A 17,196-nucleotide genomic window follows, 5' to 3' on the forward strand; every position below is an offset into this window, starting at 1 on the left:
TAAACATAAAGAAATCTATTTGCATTCATCACTAAATAGTAGCAATAATTTGACTAGAGATTGTAAGGGGTTAAAATCTGCCCCGTATTTATCGTTAAGGGTAAGTTAATGACTGAGTGGAATGGCGAATATATTAGCCCATATGCCGAGCATGGCAAAAAAAATGAGCAAGTAAAAAAGATTACGGTTTCTATCCCTTTAAAAGTATTAAAAGTACTAACCGATGAGCGCACTCGTCGTCAGATAAACAATCTGCGACATGCAACTAACAGTGAACTGCTATGCGAAGCTTTTTTGCATGCATACACAGGACAACCATTACCTAATGACGGCGACTTATCAAAAGATGAGCCCGACAGCATTCCAAGTGAAGCGAAAAAGTTAATGGATGAAATGGGTATCGAGTGGGAAGAACTCGAGTAACTTTCACGCTTAATCGATAGACTTTGAAACTGCCCAAGAAGCAGTCATGTTTTTATAGAGAACTTAATGATGTCATTTATCGAACCATCTACGTTGATACTGGCATCAGTTATCGTGTTTTTTGGCGCGCTAACCCAAAGCTTAATTGGTTTTGGGTTAGCCGTTGTTGCTAGCCCCCTCCTGTATATCGTTAGTCCCCAACTTGTGCCAGTACCCATTATTGTGATGGGATTTGCTATTTCGGCAATGACCTTATTTAGAGAGCGTGGTCACCTGCAATTTAATGGTTTGCAATACGCCTTAATTGGACGGATCCCAGGTGGGTTTGTGGGTGCAGGATTATTACTGTTTGCTCCACAAGCCATACTCGGTTTAATCATTGCGGCTATCGTATACATTGCCGTGATTCTGAGTGTGTACAAAATTACCGCACCAATCAACCGTGTAAGCTTATTTATTGCTGGAGTATTTTCCGGTATTTTTGGCAATATTGCCGCCATCGGTGGTCCGCCAATGGCGATTTTACTCGCCGGACAAGATGCCAGCCAATTTAGGGCTGCATTGTCAGCCTTTTTTGTATTTAGTTCGTTGATTGCTTTAGCCATTTTGGCGATTGTAGGCTTGGTAGAACTACAACATTTATGGTTATCATTGATGCTGTTACCGTCTGTTATTGGAGGCTATCTGGTATCCGGTTTGTTAATCAATCATGTCGATAAAAACAAAACACGCACTGCAACTTTAATTTTATGCACCATCAGCGCCACGGTATTAGTGGCTAAATCAATAATGGCATTAATTAGCTAACGCAAAAATCTTCTCTTTTTACTTCTCAAAAAATATCTGTTAATCCGCCTATCAAACATCCTGCTTTAAAAGCAATAGATCTGTATCACACAAGTTCATTAGATTTTTTTCAATTAACTTTTTTTCAATTAGATTTTTCTCATGGATATGATCTACTTCAAATTAACACTACCTACTTTTAGGTAACATTATTTACAGCAAAGACATATACCCAAATTGCTAAAGCAGTACCTATAAAAAGCCCATAGAGGATACACATGATGAACACATATATAAAAGTTGGTATCGCCATCACCATCGCATTGTCTCTCGGTAGCCAGGTCATGGCAGCCGATGGTGGCAACCCTAAAAAAGGTAAACATCTGTATAAAAAAGAATGCAAAGCCTGCCACAGTGCCAATAGTGAAGGCCCAGAACTCACCCCAATGGCAAAAACCATGAGCCAATGGGATCGCTTCTTCTCTCGCGACAAACACAAAGCCAAACCTGCCATTTTTGAGGCGCTATCAGAACAAGAACTGAAAGATATTCAACAGTTTTTGTATGACCACGCAGCCGACTCAGACCAGCCAGCGACCTGCGGCTAAGTCAGTCATACTGATGGCGTGACTTTGTAAACGCCAGCGTCAGCCAATAATCAATGTAAAAAAACCATGGGGCTTAGCCTCAGGGGATCTGACAACAAAAATTTGCCAAATTGATGAAGTGTTTGGCAAATCTGGGGGAGAAAAACCATGAGAACACTTATCTCAATTCTCGTTGCTAACGCACTTTTTATGAGTGGTGCGAGTTTAGCAGCTGATAGCGATGTACAAAAAATTGCAGAGTTAGAAAAGCAGCTTGCCGAAATAACAGATGATTTAGATTACTTAAACTCACGTGTTGATAAAACTGAACGTCATAGCGCATTAGACCGAATCGAAATTACCGGCGACTTTAGAACTAAAATGCATTCATTGCATTACCAAAACGTCACGTGGAACCCTGCAATGAACGTTAACTTTAGCGACTTTGCCAGCAAAGCAATGGCCGGTGACTTTGGCGATCCAAGCAGTGCCAGCTCACCTTTAGGGCAAATGATGGCTGCCAACCCAGACTTAGCCACCGCGTTTCAAAGTGGCATGCTTCAAGGCGTGATGCCAATGGTATTGGGACAAAAAACTCAACAAGATATCGACAATGATATTTTTTATACCACTCGCCTTCGCTTAAACATCAACGCAAAAGTATGGGACAACGTCAGTTTTGCAGGACGTTTAACCATGTTTAAAAGCTGGGGAGACTCTACCGGCGTTAAAGTTTTCGACTCTTGGAACTCGTTCACCATGGACGGCACCAGCAGCGGCAGTACCAGCGGCGATGAATTAAAAGTCGAACGCGCCTATTTTAACTGGAAAGACATCAATGGCAGCGGCGCCTATCTTTCTATTGGTCGTCGCCCATCAACCTACGGCCCACCAAGCCACTATCGTGAAAATGAACTCCGCGGCGGCACACCATCTGGGCACTTAGTTAACTTTAACTTCGACGGCGCAACCTTAGGTTACGACCTGAGCGACATCACGGGTATTGAAGGCCAAACCGTTCGCTTCTGTTACGGTCAAGGTTTCGAATCACAATACGGTAATGGTGAATTATTTGGCGATATCATCACTAAAGACACTCACTTAGGCGGATTCAATATCGACATATTAAATGACGGTAATCACTTCGTGCAATTTACCTTATTTGGCGCTAAAGACGTCAATGATGGTTTCACCGGCACCATGGCATTCCCATCGCAATTAGCGGGTATCTTTGCCCCTACCATGTATCAAGACATGCAAAAGTTTGAAAACTTTAACTTTGTTACAAGAGTTCAACCTAGTGATGTTATTGGTGACATGTATTTAGGTGGCTTAGGTTATGCCTATGAATCTGACGAAGACATGAAGTTTTTTGCCTCTTTGGGCTGGACTCGCGCTGAACCTAGCGGAAATGCAGGGATGTTTGGTGGCATGTTAAGTGATGCCGTATTTGAAGCGGAACTTAACAGCACTGGCACTGAAATCTTGATGGTTGCCTCAGAAACAATGGACACCGACACCAAAGATGGTTACGGCGTATATGTTGGGATGCAAATTCCGGCACCGTACGGCAAATTTGGTTTGGAGTATAACTATGGTTCTAAATACTGGACTCCATTCACTCAAGCACAAGATGACCCTATCGGCAGTAAATTAGCCACTCGCGGTCATGTTGCAGAAGCTTATTATATCTTTGATATTAACCCAAGAATGTTCATCAAGTTAGCTGGTTTGTATTACGACTATGAATACACAGGTAGCGGCTCGCCAGTGGGTGCACCACAAAAAGTAGATGACGTACTTGCTGGCACAGCGTACTCAATGCTCCCCGTGATCGACACCGCCTATGACCTAAACGCTTCATTAACTATTAACTTCTAAACTTGGTCCCCCTGAGTGCAAGCTCAGGGGTAAGGACACTGATGATGAGAATATTAACCTCAATGGCGGTATTACTGTTGTTAAGCAGTAGCGCACAAGCCGCCTTTAACCACAAAGAGGTGTTGCAAGGGCCATTTGCCAATGGCCCTGAAGTCACCACTCAATGTTTAACTTGCCATAAAGAGCACGCTGAAGACTTTATGAAATCGTCCCACTGGACTTGGGAGCTAGAGCAAGAATTACCCGGAAGAACCGTTAAACGTGGCAAAAAGAACAGTATTAATAACTTTTGTGTGTCGATATCGGGTAACGAGCCCCGCTGTACTAGTTGTCATGCTGGCTATGGTTGGAAAGATTCAAACTTCGACTTTAACGACATGACAAAAGTAGACTGTTTAGTATGTCATGATACCACTGGGACTTACATGAAAGACCCAGCGGGTGCTGGCGAGGTATTTGGCAAAGTTGACATCGCCAGAGTGGCACAAAATGTAGGAACCCCCGTTCGCGATAACTGTGGTAGCTGCCACTTTTATGGCGGCGGAGGTGATGCGGTTAAACATGGTGACTTAGACTCATCCATGTCATACCCAGATCGCGCAACCGATGTGCATATGGACACCGACGGCAATGATTTTCAATGTCAAGATTGTCACGTGACCGAAAAACATCAAATTAGCGGTAATGCTATGGGCGTATCACCGGGAGGCGAAACCAAAATTGGGTGTGTAAATTGTCATGATGGCGCGCCACATCAAAACAAAAAGCTTAACACCCATACCGCCACAGTGGCATGTCAAACGTGTCATATCCCATCATTTGCGAAAGTTGAGCCCACCAAAATGCATTGGGACTGGGAGGCTGCAGGTCAAGATCTTGAAGACACTATTGATGAAAATGGCAAGCACACCTTTAATAAAAAGAAAGGCAGTTTTATTTGGCAAAAAGATGTCCCACCACAATATGCTTGGTTTAATGGTAGTGCTGATGCATACATGGCAGGCGATAAAATTGACCCAACTAAAACGGTAAAATTGGCTTACCCATTAGGCGACATTAACGACCCTAAAGCCAAGATTTATCCTTTTAAAGTGCATACTGGTAAGCAAATTTACGACTCAGAACTGAATATTTTACTCACACCAAAAACCTACGGTGAAGGTGGATATTGGGATAAATTTGACTGGGACCTAGCGGCTAAATTGGGGATGGAAGCCAACCCAACCATGGTAGAAAAAGGCCTTAAATACAGCGGCAAACATGGCTTTGTTGCAACTGAAATGTGGTGGCGCATCAACCATATGGTCACCCCCAAAGACAAGGCATTACAATGTAATGACTGTCATAACAAAGGGCAGCGTCTAGATTGGAAGGCACTAGGTTACGACGGCGACCCCATGAAAAACCGCAAAGGAATTAAACACGCTAAAGCTGAGTAACCAACCCAAGAACAACTTAACCAATTGATTAATATAAACTAAAAATAAAACCGCCATCAATTTATTGATGGCGGTTTTATCTCATATACCGTATTCAGCTTATCGCCAGCAAATCTAATCCCTGACACTCAACATCTTGTTCAATGCCCGATATGGGATCGCGAAACCGTAAACGCTTAGCCAATAATTGCAAAGGTTTGTCAAAGTTATCAGGCCCTTTAGGCTGTAATGTAGGGTAAAAACGATCGTGTAATATCGGCATACCTAAACTTTGCATATGCACACGCAATTGATGCGTTTTTCCCGTAATAGGGCTTAACTCAAACAAGCCAACACCATTATTTACCGCCACTAAACTAATTTCAGAATGGCTATTTGCTTCCCCCTCAACCACCTGCATCGTAAAACTTGGTTTGCCTGCCACAATACGATTTTTAACCGTCCAACTCAGAGGCAACTTACCAGTATTGTTGGCTAATTGTGTCAATATCTCAGGTGTTACTTTGGCAATAGCTTGGTAATCTTTACGAATATTGTCATCTAAAAAGAGTTGATGATAAGCATGACGCGTGTGTGGATTTGTGGTCATTAACATCACCCCAGCAGTATCTTTATCAAGCCGATGAGCTGGGGCAACGGTGTCTATTTGGGTAGCAATGCGTAACCGATGTACTAAACATTCGTTGACGTAATTTCCCCCAGGAGTAACCGGCAAAAAATGCGGTTTATAGACAATAATCGTGTCATCATCTTGATGGAGTATCAGCTCATTAAACGGTACTTTCGTTTCAGCCTGCACCTCTCGGTAGTAATACACGCGCGCGGTGGCTTGGTAAGCGGTGTCAGCGTTAATCAGTTCACCATTTTGCCAATGTACCTTGCCATCGTTAATGCGCTGCAGCCATACTTTGGCATCAATTTGCTTAAAATGATCAACTAAAAACGCCAGCACCGTCAGGTATGATTTGCCAACTAACTCGCTGTCACGAGGCAGTACAATATATGAAGGCTGCGCCGCAATGGCTGAGGTGGAATGAGGGGCTGGATCGTTGGGTGCTAAATTGGGCATAAATAGGCTATACATAAAAACATAGGGAAAGATTAATCACACTATGTTACCAGTGTATCGCCTATGATGCACCGCTTACACATCGACATGAGACTTAAGTAGTTGCAACACAAAGTCCATGGTTTTGTGGCAATTTGGCTGTTCAACCAACACCAACTTATCACGGTTATACATAGGTAACACTTCAAGCCAGCGTTGACTGACCCAGGTAGCATCTTCTAAATGCACCTGCGAATACAGCTCAAGTAAATCCGGGTTCACTTGGTAAAACTGCTCTAGTGCTGCGCTGATAATCTCAAACTCACCCGCTATTGGCTCTTGCCTCCAATTTTGGCACGGTAATGCGCGGGCAATCCAACTGCCATCACGTTGCTGTGCTGCAGATAATATTTTAACCCGTTGCGAGCCCTCAATCACAATACTTAAGGTGTTATCGGCTAATTGATTAAAATCGATGATGTTACAACGCGTTGCAGTCATGTAGCACGGCAAATCACTGCCCGCTTTTTGCGCAGCAAAGGCAAGTTGATAATGGCCTTTCAACACTTCAGCGATCATGCGCAACTCGCAAGGTGACGCGATACGAATTTCGAGTCTGCCACCCGGCAATAGCACAGCATCTTGAATTAATAACGCCATTTCTTGTGTTTTCATAACCGCCTCCCACACCAAAGGTGAAGTGACTAAACCAAAACCTAAGTCAGTATAACAAGTGTAGCAGTGGTCAATATTTCAACAACATAAGCACACTAAATAATGCTTATTAACGACATCGACCACCACTATTTGCTATTAGACCCGATCCAGCACGGCTATATTTCATACAAACAGTAAAAATGAACACATTTTAATCTGTGCTATAAACGTTCAATGCAATCCATGATATTGCCTTTAGCGATAATCTCAGCAAATTCATCAGCTAATTGTTGGCTTTGTTGCACGCTTTGTTGCCAATAAGCAATGCGCGTATCGTTATCTAGATGTTTAAAGTCTTCACGGTCTGGAATTTTAGCAAAAGGTAAACTGGCAATAAATTGCTTACTCGGCGCCAAAATCAGTCCATTGTGGTAGTTCGCTTTAGCTTTTCGCCATAATAACGATTTATCAAACCAGCCAGGACTCATATATGGATAAAAATGCGGATATAAACTTAATCCTGTTGCCGCTGGCAGCGGCATATCAAAGTGATAATCAGTAATGCCCCCATCGTAATAATGACCTTTAGGCGATCCTTGCAGATCTTTAACCGGATCGAGCAATAAAGGTATTGATCCTGTGGCTAATAACCCGTGGCGAATATTATCTTCTGTCAGTTCAACATGTTTTGTCGGTAAGTCTTTTAAACGTCGAAACGGTGATGCATCGTCTTTATGGCTTAAAATCACTCGCTCAAAATGCCAACTTAAACTTTTGCGATTAACAATATTACTCACTGCCGCCATCGACAATCCCATCATTAAACCAAACTTGGCATGAATGCGGTTTAAATGGCGCGCACGACACGCCACCATATGATGACGAATAAGTGGGTTAGCAAGAATATCTGCGCCTTGTTGCTCACCCAAAATACCGTCAACAATCTTAAGCACTTGTGCGCTCACTTGTTCACGATTTGGCTTTTGCTCGTAGCGCTGATTAATATAAAAATGTTCAAAGCGCTCATAGGCGGCTAATGGGTTTTGTTGTGCCATACAGGCTAAACGCCAGGCACCAGATGAAGCGCCCATGGTATAAAGAGGATCTTGGCGTTCTTTAAAAAATTCACTGAATAAGTACTTATCCAACCCTGCTACAGCAATCCATTTTGGTCCACCAGATGCAGCAAACAATTGAGTAAATAATGATTGTTCTAAGCCATTCGCTTCTATTTGTTCATAAGCGGTTGGTCCAGCAAGTAAACGTAATGCAGGCAATGTACAATCCTTCTTAATTTGTAATGCTGATATCTCTTTAAAACTGTAAGCTTTTGCGTTATCAAGCTATCATGTTTTTATCGTTTATATCTTACGGAATTTTTATGATTGTCGATACCTTAGCAAATCGCCACCTTTACACTCAACTTAGCCCTCGCTTAGCCACAGCACTTGCTCACCTTGCAGACACTGATTTTAGCCAGCTCGAAATCGGTAATTACCCGCTAGAGGGCAAAGATATTTTTGTTATTGTAAATGACTATCAAACAGTGCCTAAACATACTGCTCCCTTTGAAGTGCATCAGCAATACATTGATGTACAATTTGTTGTGAGTGGTGAAGAAGAGTTTGGCTATTTACCTTTGGCAGATCAAACACCGTCTAAAGCTTATTTTGCAGACCATGACTATGCCAATTACGATTATGAGTCGAACAAGCAAGACGCGGCGTTTATTCCGCTAAAAGCGGGTATGTTTGCACTGTTTTTCCCGGGAGACATTCACATGCCGGGCACCAGTGATACTCCGCAACAAGTGCGTAAAGTGGTAATTAAAGTCAAAGTGTAGTGGTATGTGACCTTTTTTGTCTTGCAAAACACAGAGTCAATATCTGGTCTGACTCCTTTTTATATAAAACTCTGCTACACTGATTTTAACGATGTGAGCAAGATTAACATTTCACTAACTTCTTTTGACTGAAGGATTTTAGCGGCATAAAGTGTTATCAAAATAATATCGAATAAGCACAAAAACCCTGAGTAACATTAAAGAAGGCCCCGAGACTCTCCGCTTGGGGCTTTTTTTATGGTTTTATCAAATATTCACAAGTGGTATTTTTTAATGCGATGACCTTTAATCCTTGTTAAAATCAGCACAACTTTATAGGAGAGTCTTTCAATGGCAATGTATGTAGTGGGTCACAAGATCCCTGATTCTGATTCAATCTGTGGTGCTATCGCATTAGCATATTTAAAAAACCAAATCGGCGAGCCAGCCATTGCTGCACGTTTAGGTGAATTATCACCAGAAACCGCCTTTATTTTAGAAAAGTTTGGTTTTGAAGCGCCAGAATACAAAACCAGCTACGCTGGCGAAGATGTGTATATTGTCGACCACTCAGAAATCACTCAAGCGCCCGATGATATTGCTCAAGCGACTATCGTCGGTATTGTTGATCACCATAAACTTGGCGACCTAACCACTTCTACTCCGCTAGAATGTTGGATCCGCCCTGTGGGTTGCAGTAACACAGTGATTAAAATGATGTACGATTTTTACCAAGTAGAAATCCCTGCAAACATCGCAGGTATCATGATGTGCGCCATTTTAAGCGACACGGTTATTTTCAAATCACCCACCTGCACCACTGCCGATATCCGCTGTGTTGAAGCCTTAGCAGAAATCGCCGGCATTGAAGACTTCAAAGCGGTTGGTATGGACATGTTTAAAGTCAAATCAGCCGTTGAAGGCACCCCTGCACGCGATCTTGTAATGCGTGATTTTAAAGACTTCAACATGAACGGTAACCTAGTCGGTATTGGCCAATTAGAAGTTATCGACTTATCTGTTTTTGACGACATCAAAGCTGAACTCGAAGCCGACATTGCAAAATTAAAAGCTGAAGGTAACCGTCACAGTGTATTGCTACTGCTTACCGACATCATGAAAGAAGGTTCAGAAATGCTAGTGGTTTCTGACTCAGCCGATTTAACCGAGCGCGCTTATGGCAAACCAACGGTTGATGGCCGAGTGTGGTTAGATGGCGTATTAAGCCGTAAAAAACAAGTTGTGCCTGCACTGCAAGATGCGTTTGCAAAGTAAGTCACCTTAAACATAAAAAAAGCTGAATCGATTGATTCAGCTTTTTTTATACCCCAAACAGACTTAATGATAACCATCAGGATAAATAAGTGATCAGAGATTGCGTAGGAAAAATCGCTCAGAATAAGGCTGAAATTGCAGCGAGCGAGTTGTTCTACCTTCAACATGTCTAACGAAGCGATAAGCGATGTTAACCAGTAAGCATGCTCACATTTTTGTGCTAATTGGTATATCAACCCAGGTTACTTAATATTGCAGCCCCACAGCTCTATCGAGGGTTGCGCGGCGGTTGGCTCACCTACCCAAAAACTCATGGGGTGACATTGTTGCTCGGTATTGGCAGACGAGACACACAACCGATAATCTCCCGCCTCAGGGGTGCGCCCCAGCTTTAGCATTGGCAACACAGGTAATTTAGGTTGATAGTGCCAGCTACCGTTTTTTAGCACTGCATCAGCGGGGATTTCCATCCCTGCACCACTGCCTTTCACCCTGGCCTGCTCAAGGATAAAACCGTTAGGCAAAATGCGATAATCTTCTGCCCAACGAATTTTTTCAATGGTATGCGTCCACGATAAGGTTATTTGCTCAGCAGGCATTTGTGCCCAAATACTGCCTGCTAACCCCAAACATAACCCTAACATAAACCTTAATCTTCCTGTGCTAGGCGTTTTAACTTACGAGCACGCCATGCATGCTGCAAAATAAACGTCAGTGCAAGACAAAAGCCGATTTCATCACTTAATGGCGTCGCTAAAATTAAACTACCACCAGCAATAAAGCCTAAAATACGCTCCCACAGATACAACTTTTGTAATAAATAGCCGGTAAAAATAACGCCCCAAATACCAATCGCAACCGTGGCTTTTAACACCACAAACACGGTTGCAAGCACGCCGCCACCTTGAAGCATTAATGCAGGATCGTACACCGCCATAAACGGAATAATAAACCCAGCAATGGCAATGCGAATGGCCCATAAACTGATTTTTAAGCCTTTCTCTTTTGCAATGGGCGCTGCAGCAAAACAAGCCAACGCCACAGGCGGTGTTAAATCGGCCATAATGCCAAAATAAAACACAAACATGTGCGACACAATTAACGGCACACCTAAGTCTAATAAAGCCGGCGCGGCGATTGAACTGGTAATAATGTAGTTAGGAATAGAGGGAATCCCCATGCCTAATACCAAACACGTCACCATGGTTAACACTAGCGACAAAAACAAATTGTCCTGGCCCACAGCCAAAATGTAACCCGCAAAGGTCGACGCAATACCGGTTAACGATACAATACCAATAATCACCCCTACTAGCGCACAAGCGATACCTACAGGCACCGAATGACGCGCCCCCTCAACTAATGCATGCACACATAAGGTGAGTGTTTCTTTACCACCTTTAACAAACCAGCAAATGGCCACCAGCAAAGCAATAACACCAAAGACCACGCCAATCCCCAATTGGAAAAAGCCTGCGCACAGCACACCTAAAGCTATCCAAAATACAATGCGCATTGCCTTTGATGACACATTTAAAATAATCGCAGAGCCTATAATCACAATCGCAGTTAACGCTAAGCCCACAATGCCAGAAAACAGCGGCGTACGCCCCGAAAACAGTAAGCCAATCAAAATAAACAACGGAATCAATAAATACCAACGCAGTTTGATCGCCGCCCAAGGGTCAGGACATTGATCTTTAGGTAGCCCTGATAATTTTGCGCGCTTGGCTTCTAAATGCACCATCCAAAATACTGAAGAGAAATACAATACTGCCGGGATCATCGCCGCTTTAGCGATTTCAATAAACGGCACGTTAATGGTTTCGGCCATAATAAACGCCACCGCGCCCATAATCGGCGGCATAATCTGGCTACCCATACTAGACGTGGCTTCAACCCCGCCAGCAAAAGCAGAGCGATAACCAAAACGCTTCATTAACGGAATGGTAAATTGCCCCGTAGTCACTACATTGGCCACCCCAGAGCCAGTAATGGTGCCCATTAAGGCCGACGATACTACCGACACTTTTGCCGGGCCGCCCACCTTATGGCCAAATAATCCCATGGCAAAATCGGTAAATAAACGGATCATCCCGGCTTGTTCTAAAAACGCGCCAAACAGAATAAATAAGAAAATGTAAGTGGCCGACACATAGGTTGGCGTGCCATATAAGCCTTCAGTGCCAAACGACAATTGGTTAATAATTTGGTCAACGCCGTAACCACGATGCATTAACTCGCCGGGCAGAAATTCCCCAAATAAACCATAAGCCAAAAACAAACCACAAATAATCGGTAAGGCTATGCCCATCACGCGTCTTGCCGCCTCAAACACCAGCACCACAAGCACAGTACCTATTATCATATCGGCTTGGGTTAAATCGCCTGAGCGTTGAATTAAATCGGCTTCAAATATCCATTGATAAGCCGCAGTCGCCATGCCTGCCAAGCCAAGCACCCAAGCAAGAGGCTGCCAGGGTTTGCTTTTACCAAACCCCGGATAACTCATAAACACCACTAATAATAAAAAGCCCACGTGAACAGCACGTAAAACTTGAGTCGACACCGGATGAAACGCCGCCGTGGTAATTTGGAAAATAGAAAAAACCAGCGCAACAAAAAATAACGCTTTTGGCCAATTACGTGTGTCGGCACTTAAACCTTGCTCAGACGCCGGGCTTGGGTTGATGGATGGATCGCTCATGATATGCCCCTATACGGACTACTGCTAAAAATCGGTATGTCTAAAAACAACTTAGCGCTTGCTTGGCCTTGATCCAAACAAGCGCTAATAACGTGAACTAGGCGTTACAGCGCATTCACTTCTTTGTAATAGCGCTCTGCACCTGGGTGTAATGGAATGGGTAAGTTTTTAGTGGCTTTGTCTAAACTAATGTCTTGAGCGGCAGAGTGAGCTGTACCTAAACGTTCAAGATTTTCAAACATCAACTTAGTCATTTGGTATGCCACTTCGTCAGAGACTTTACTGTGGCTTACCAATAAGTTTTGAATCGCCACCGTGCTGACATCTTCAGTTTGCCCCTCATAGGTGTTAGCGGTAATCACCCCGACTTGATAAGCCGGGTTATTGATTTTAGCCACAACAGATTCAGGGATCGCCACAAAGTTAATGTCCATAGTGGCGGCTAAGTCGCGAATCGCTGCCATACCTAAACCAGACGATTGAAGCGTGGCATCAAGTTGGCGGTTTTTAATTAGCTCAACAGATTCAGCATAAGGTAAAAATTCCACTTTGCCCATGTCGTCATAACTTAAGCCAGCGGCAGCAAAAATAGCGCGGGCATTAAGTTCAGTACCAGACTTAGGTGCACCGACTGAAATACGTTTACCTTTTAAGTCAGCCAAGGTGTTGATTCCAGCATCTTTGTTGGCAACGATTTGGATAAAGTTTGGATAGGTAGATGCAATAACACGTAGCTTTTTCAAAGGCGCTTTAAAGCCCGCTTCGGTATCGCCTTCCCATGCAGCAGAGACTGAATCTCCCAAAGCAAGCGCTAATTCCCCACGGCCAGCTTGTAATAAGTTTAGGTTTTCGACCGAGGCTTTAGTGGCTTGTACTGAGGTTTTAGAACCTTCAATACCATTACTATAAAGCTGAGACAGTGCCACACCAATTGGGTAGTAAACACCACTCGTTCCACCGGTGAGAATGTTAATAAAAGTAGGAGCTGCCATGACCGCGGTACTGATTGATAACGCAGCCGCTGCGCCGATCATACAAAAGCGTTTGGTTAGTTTCATCTGTAATATCCTTATTTCTTATATGGTTATATATATTATTTTGTTGATACCGTAACACCGACCTTTAGCGTGATCTATATAGACTAAAGGCTAATACCGTGACCGCTAATAACATTTGTTTTGCTATTTCAGTGACTTCGCTAACAGTTTAAAAAATATCAATGAGTTAAAGCAGATCGAAAGCATGCTTTTTATTCAATCTAACAAGCAAAAAATAGCTGAATGTTGAGTATAGTTGGCTTATTAAAAAGCAATAAAAAAGGTGCCAACAAAATTGACACCTTTCATCATGGTTTTTGTGTGAGTCGATTTAGCAGTAAACCAAGGCCTGTGGATTACATCCCCATGCAGTTAGCATAATAAGTGACCGTGGCGGGCCAATCTGAAAATATGCCGATCACCCCAACATCTTTGGCTAACACATCAACCAACTCATAGGTGTCACCTTCATTATCAATCGCATCCGCAATGCTCTGATAATACCAACCGCCGCCACCTTGGCTGAGTAAGCCAGAGCGTTCAAGCGACCAGGCAATGATCTTCAATCCTGCGGCCTTGGCAGCCTTAGCGTATTCAGACGGTACGATGGCGTTATTGTCATCTAAAGTCACTAATACCCACAACGGCGGCGCAATAATGTTGACACCATCGGCGGCAAGAGTTTCCATGTTTGGAGACCAAGTCTCACTGTTTTGTGGGTCAAAACCAGCCATATCGTAACGGTCGTCTAAGTACACAGACTGAGTAGCAAATTCTGCTGCGTTGGCTATCCAGTACTTCACATCATCTAAATTAAATGATTGCGGGAACACCTGCTACGCATCCACACCTGCCGCGGTATATTCATCAAGCATTTTTTGCGCGTAATCTTGTTGACTAAAACCATCAAACGGCATGCTTACGCTGGCAGATTTAAGTTCTGGGGTCATTTTAACCCCGGCCGATTTAAACAGTTCGATACTTTCAGCGTGAGTCATTAAGGTGCCAGAGCCTGCATATAAATCGGTGCGCCAACTTGGCGTGCCATCCATAAACTCAGCAACCGTGGTCGCATTAGGATTAAAGCCGTCCATTTTGCCTGTTAAGGTTTTAAATTCAGCAAGGCTAATATCGCTCGTGCAGCAGGTGGCGGTTGCGCTAACACCGTTAGCAACATCGGCTGGCGTAAATGGCACCGAGCACTTATTGGCAAGCTCTGGTATTGCTAAAATATTGGTAGTGGTGGCTAAGTCACACTGTGAATGTCGACACACCAAAGCTTTGTCGTTGGTAAAAGTAACATCACACTCAACAATACCCGCACCAGAGTCGATGGCCGCTTGATAAGCCTCTTTAGTGTGCTCCGGAAATTGCATTGAGGCACCACGATGACCAATAGAAAAATCTGTACGGTAAAATGGCCCAGACTCACATTGCGCTAATTGAGTTTTCAGCTCACTTTCTTGCATTTGATCAACTAAAAAAAGCGGTCTAGGGCCGACTTGTGCGCTGACACTTTTATTCACATCCGTTGTCGATGCACTATCGCTGTCATTACTATTACATGCAGACAAACAGACTACGCTGCCCAATATGGCCAATACACCCAATGCCGTCTTGTTGTTCCTTGCCATTTCATCACTCCTTTACTGTACTCGTTAATCTAACGTTACTGACGATGTGTTGCATCACTTATATCTAACCACTTATTTAATGGCATAGATGGTTGAGATGGCATAGTCTATTGGTTAAATGTGAATGAAATAATGAAGTTATATGACAATTACAACGAACGAGATCACCATGGCTAAGCCAACACTGTATTATGTACACGACCCTATGTGTAGCTGGTGCTGGGGTTACCGCCCAACATGGGACATGTTGCAACAACAACTACAACAAGAGTTTGCTGAGCAACTTGATATTAGCTACCTTGTCGGCGGTTTAGCGCCTGACTCATCAGCACCCATGCCAGAAGCAATGCAGCAAATGCTTGAGCAGACCTGGCAACGAATTCACCAGCAGTTAGGCACTCAGTTTAATCACGATTTTTGGCGCATGTGCCAGCCGCGGCGTTCAACCTATCCCGCTTGCCGTGCCACTCTTGTAGCCCGCCAATACGGTCAAGAGCAAGCCATGGTCAATGCCATTCAGCATGCTTATTATTTGTATGCGCAAAATCCGTCAGATATTGAGGTGTTGTGTGCATTAGCCGAAAGCTTAGGCATTAATCCAGAGCAATGTAAACGGCAATTATTGAGTGAGCAAACTGAACAACAACTGCAAAACGAGATTCACCTTGCCCGCCAACTACCCATACAAGGGTTCCCCTCTTTGGTGCTCGTTGCTAATAATCATGCCTACCCCATAACGCTTGATTATCAGCACTGGCAAACCAGCATGGCCGACATTCAAACTGTGCTGGCTAAGATATAGGTTCTAAGCTTGTACGGGCATTTCGCTTTAATTAGCAATATCCTATACTCTTGCGCGTTGAACACGAGGTGATATCTAATACCAATTCCACTAATTATGTGGTCAATCAGAGCGACTCAGATTGTTCAGTTTGAGGCGCATTGTTGAAATAATGGTTATTCCCTTTTAAGGCAATGCAACAAAGAAATGGACAGTCTGAGTCTCTCCTGCAAGGCGGGTTTCTGTGCCCTCTATGCTGCTTAATAGCATTTTGACGTAGAGCAACTATGCCTACAATACTATTAATTGCCTAGAAGGCACAGAATTCCCGCTGAGTGATCAGATAGTTAGTGGAATTGGTATAACATGGGGCAATGAATGGCAAATCGTCAGCGCGGTTTTTTCGGATGGACATGGTACGTAACGTGGCGCTTTTTAGTGTTACTCACGCTATTGTTGCTGCTACTGAGGTTTGTTCAACCGCCTACAACGTCATTTATGTTACAAAGCCAATATCCGCTGTCGCACCAGTGGGTCAACATTAATGAACTGCCAGCGCACATTCCTCTTGCCATGGTGGCCTCGGAAGATCAGCTTTTTCCTAAGCACTTTGGCGTCGACTTTGACGCCATCAACAAAGCCATTCAACAATACGATGACGGCCAGGGCCTGCGTGGTGCCAGCACGATTACTCAACAAACCGCCAAAAACCTTTTATTGTGGCCAGGGCAAAGCTTTGTGCGCAAAGGATTAGAAGCCATTCTTGCGCTGGGCCTTGAAGTGATTTGGGGCAAAAAACGCATTTTAGAAGTGTACGTAAACGTGGCCGAATTTGGCAAAGGCATCTATGGTGTAGAAGCGGCCAGCCAACACTATTTTAATAAACCCGCAAGGCACCTTAGCAGTAAAGAAGCGGCAAAACTGGCGGTATTATTGCCCAGCCCGCGAAATCGTAACCCAAACTATTTAACCCCATATCTTAGCCAGCGCGTTGTGTGGGTTGAACGGCAAATGCGCCAACTGGGCACGGGTTATTTAACCCCTATTCTTAAATAGCCTGAGCTTAAAGAACGCCTCTTAAAAAGCATGGAATGAGCAATATTTTGCTCATTATTCGGG

The 17,196-nt window shown here is 43.7% G+C and carries 15 protein-coding genes and 1 pseudogene; 9 read left to right on the top strand and 7 right to left on the bottom strand.

Annotated elements, in window-relative coordinates; all coding sequences use genetic code 11:
* The first annotated feature begins 108 nt into the window (after positions 1 to 108).
* The 5 genes from metJ to PQR79_RS13225 all read left to right on the top strand — a co-directional run bounded on the left by metJ (position 109) and on the right by PQR79_RS13225 (position 5,116).
* A complete protein-coding gene (gene metJ / locus PQR79_RS13205) occupies positions 109 to 423 on the top strand; it encodes a met regulon transcriptional regulator MetJ (protein WP_188736186.1) in 315 nt (104 codons plus the stop codon).
* Positions 424 to 489: 66 nt separating this feature from the next.
* Positions 490 to 1,230, top strand: a complete 741-nt coding sequence (locus PQR79_RS13210; protein ID WP_238106452.1) for a sulfite exporter TauE/SafE family protein — start codon at positions 490 to 492, stop codon at positions 1,228 to 1,230.
* 257 nt (positions 1,231 to 1,487) lie between these two features.
* Complete coding sequence (locus tag PQR79_RS13215; RefSeq protein WP_238106451.1) at positions 1,488 to 1,817, top strand: c-type cytochrome; 330 nt, start codon at positions 1,488 to 1,490, stop codon at positions 1,815 to 1,817.
* 147 nt (positions 1,818 to 1,964) lie between these two features.
* A complete protein-coding gene (locus tag PQR79_RS13220; protein WP_238106450.1) occupies positions 1,965 to 3,677 on the top strand; it encodes a DUF3373 domain-containing protein in 1,713 nt (570 codons plus the stop codon).
* A 41-nt stretch (positions 3,678 to 3,718) separates the two neighbouring features.
* Positions 3,719 to 5,116 carry a tetrathionate reductase family octaheme c-type cytochrome gene (locus tag PQR79_RS13225; RefSeq protein ID WP_238106449.1) on the top strand — a complete coding sequence of 466 codons (1,398 nt, stop codon included), beginning with the start codon at positions 3,719 to 3,721 and terminating at the stop codon, positions 5,114 to 5,116.
* Between the two features lie 94 nt (positions 5,117 to 5,210).
* Here the strand turns inward: PQR79_RS13225 and PQR79_RS13230 are convergent, their stop codons facing one another.
* From PQR79_RS13230 to PQR79_RS13240, 3 genes are all read right to left on the bottom strand, one after another.
* Positions 5,211 to 6,185, bottom strand: a complete 975-nt coding sequence (locus tag PQR79_RS13230; RefSeq protein ID WP_238106448.1) for a pseudouridine synthase — start codon at positions 6,183 to 6,185, stop codon at positions 5,211 to 5,213.
* Between the two features lie 75 nt (positions 6,186 to 6,260).
* Complete coding sequence (locus PQR79_RS13235; RefSeq protein ID WP_238106447.1) at positions 6,261 to 6,839, bottom strand: LON peptidase substrate-binding domain-containing protein; 579 nt, start codon at positions 6,837 to 6,839, stop codon at positions 6,261 to 6,263.
* A 203-nt stretch (positions 6,840 to 7,042) separates the two neighbouring features.
* Positions 7,043 to 8,098, bottom strand: a complete 1,056-nt coding sequence (locus tag PQR79_RS13240; protein ID WP_238106446.1) for an alpha/beta hydrolase — start codon at positions 8,096 to 8,098, stop codon at positions 7,043 to 7,045.
* Between the two features lie 104 nt (positions 8,099 to 8,202).
* Between PQR79_RS13240 and PQR79_RS13245 the strand changes: the two genes are divergently transcribed.
* Both PQR79_RS13245 and PQR79_RS13250 read left to right on the top strand, forming a co-directional pair.
* Positions 8,203 to 8,664, top strand: a complete 462-nt coding sequence (locus PQR79_RS13245; protein ID WP_238106445.1) for a NanQ anomerase/TabA/YiaL family protein — start codon at positions 8,203 to 8,205, stop codon at positions 8,662 to 8,664.
* A gap of 330 nt (positions 8,665 to 8,994) precedes the next feature.
* A complete protein-coding gene (locus PQR79_RS13250) occupies positions 8,995 to 9,918 on the top strand; it encodes a manganese-dependent inorganic pyrophosphatase (protein WP_238106444.1) in 924 nt (307 codons plus the stop codon).
* 242 nt (positions 9,919 to 10,160) lie between these two features.
* On the opposite strand, the gene PQR79_RS13255 is transcribed toward PQR79_RS13250, so the two are convergent.
* The 4 genes and pseudogenes from PQR79_RS13255 to PQR79_RS13270 all read right to left on the bottom strand — a co-directional run bounded on the left by PQR79_RS13255 (position 10,161) and on the right by PQR79_RS13270 (position 15,296).
* A complete protein-coding gene (locus PQR79_RS13255; protein ID WP_238106443.1) occupies positions 10,161 to 10,562 on the bottom strand; it encodes a DUF1850 domain-containing protein in 402 nt (133 codons plus the stop codon).
* Positions 10,563 to 10,567: 5 nt separating this feature from the next.
* Complete coding sequence (locus PQR79_RS13260; protein ID WP_238106442.1) at positions 10,568 to 12,625, bottom strand: TRAP transporter permease; 2,058 nt, start codon at positions 12,623 to 12,625, stop codon at positions 10,568 to 10,570.
* Positions 12,626 to 12,729: 104 nt separating this feature from the next.
* A complete protein-coding gene (locus tag PQR79_RS13265; RefSeq protein WP_238106441.1) occupies positions 12,730 to 13,683 on the bottom strand; it encodes a TAXI family TRAP transporter solute-binding subunit in 954 nt (317 codons plus the stop codon).
* A gap of 335 nt (positions 13,684 to 14,018) precedes the next feature.
* Positions 14,019 to 15,296 (bottom strand): annotated as a pseudogene (locus tag PQR79_RS13270) (glycerophosphodiester phosphodiesterase family protein).
* Positions 15,297 to 15,465: 169 nt separating this feature from the next.
* Between PQR79_RS13270 and PQR79_RS13275 the strand changes: the two are divergent.
* Both PQR79_RS13275 and mtgA read left to right on the top strand, forming a co-directional pair.
* Positions 15,466 to 16,098: a DsbA family protein gene (locus PQR79_RS13275; RefSeq protein WP_238107180.1), complete on the top strand. Its 633-nt coding sequence runs from the start codon at positions 15,466 to 15,468 to the stop codon at positions 16,096 to 16,098.
* Positions 16,099 to 16,455: 357 nt separating this feature from the next.
* Positions 16,456 to 17,133 (top strand): monofunctional biosynthetic peptidoglycan transglycosylase, encoded by a 678-nt coding sequence (gene mtgA, locus PQR79_RS13280; protein WP_238106440.1) that lies wholly within the window; start codon positions 16,456 to 16,458, stop codon positions 17,131 to 17,133.
* Positions 17,134 to 17,196 lie beyond the last annotated feature (63 nt).

It is taken from the genome of Shewanella metallivivens, assembly GCF_028750675.1.
In the GTDB taxonomy this organism is placed as follows: Bacteria; Pseudomonadota; Gammaproteobacteria; order Enterobacterales; family Shewanellaceae; genus Shewanella; species Shewanella metallivivens.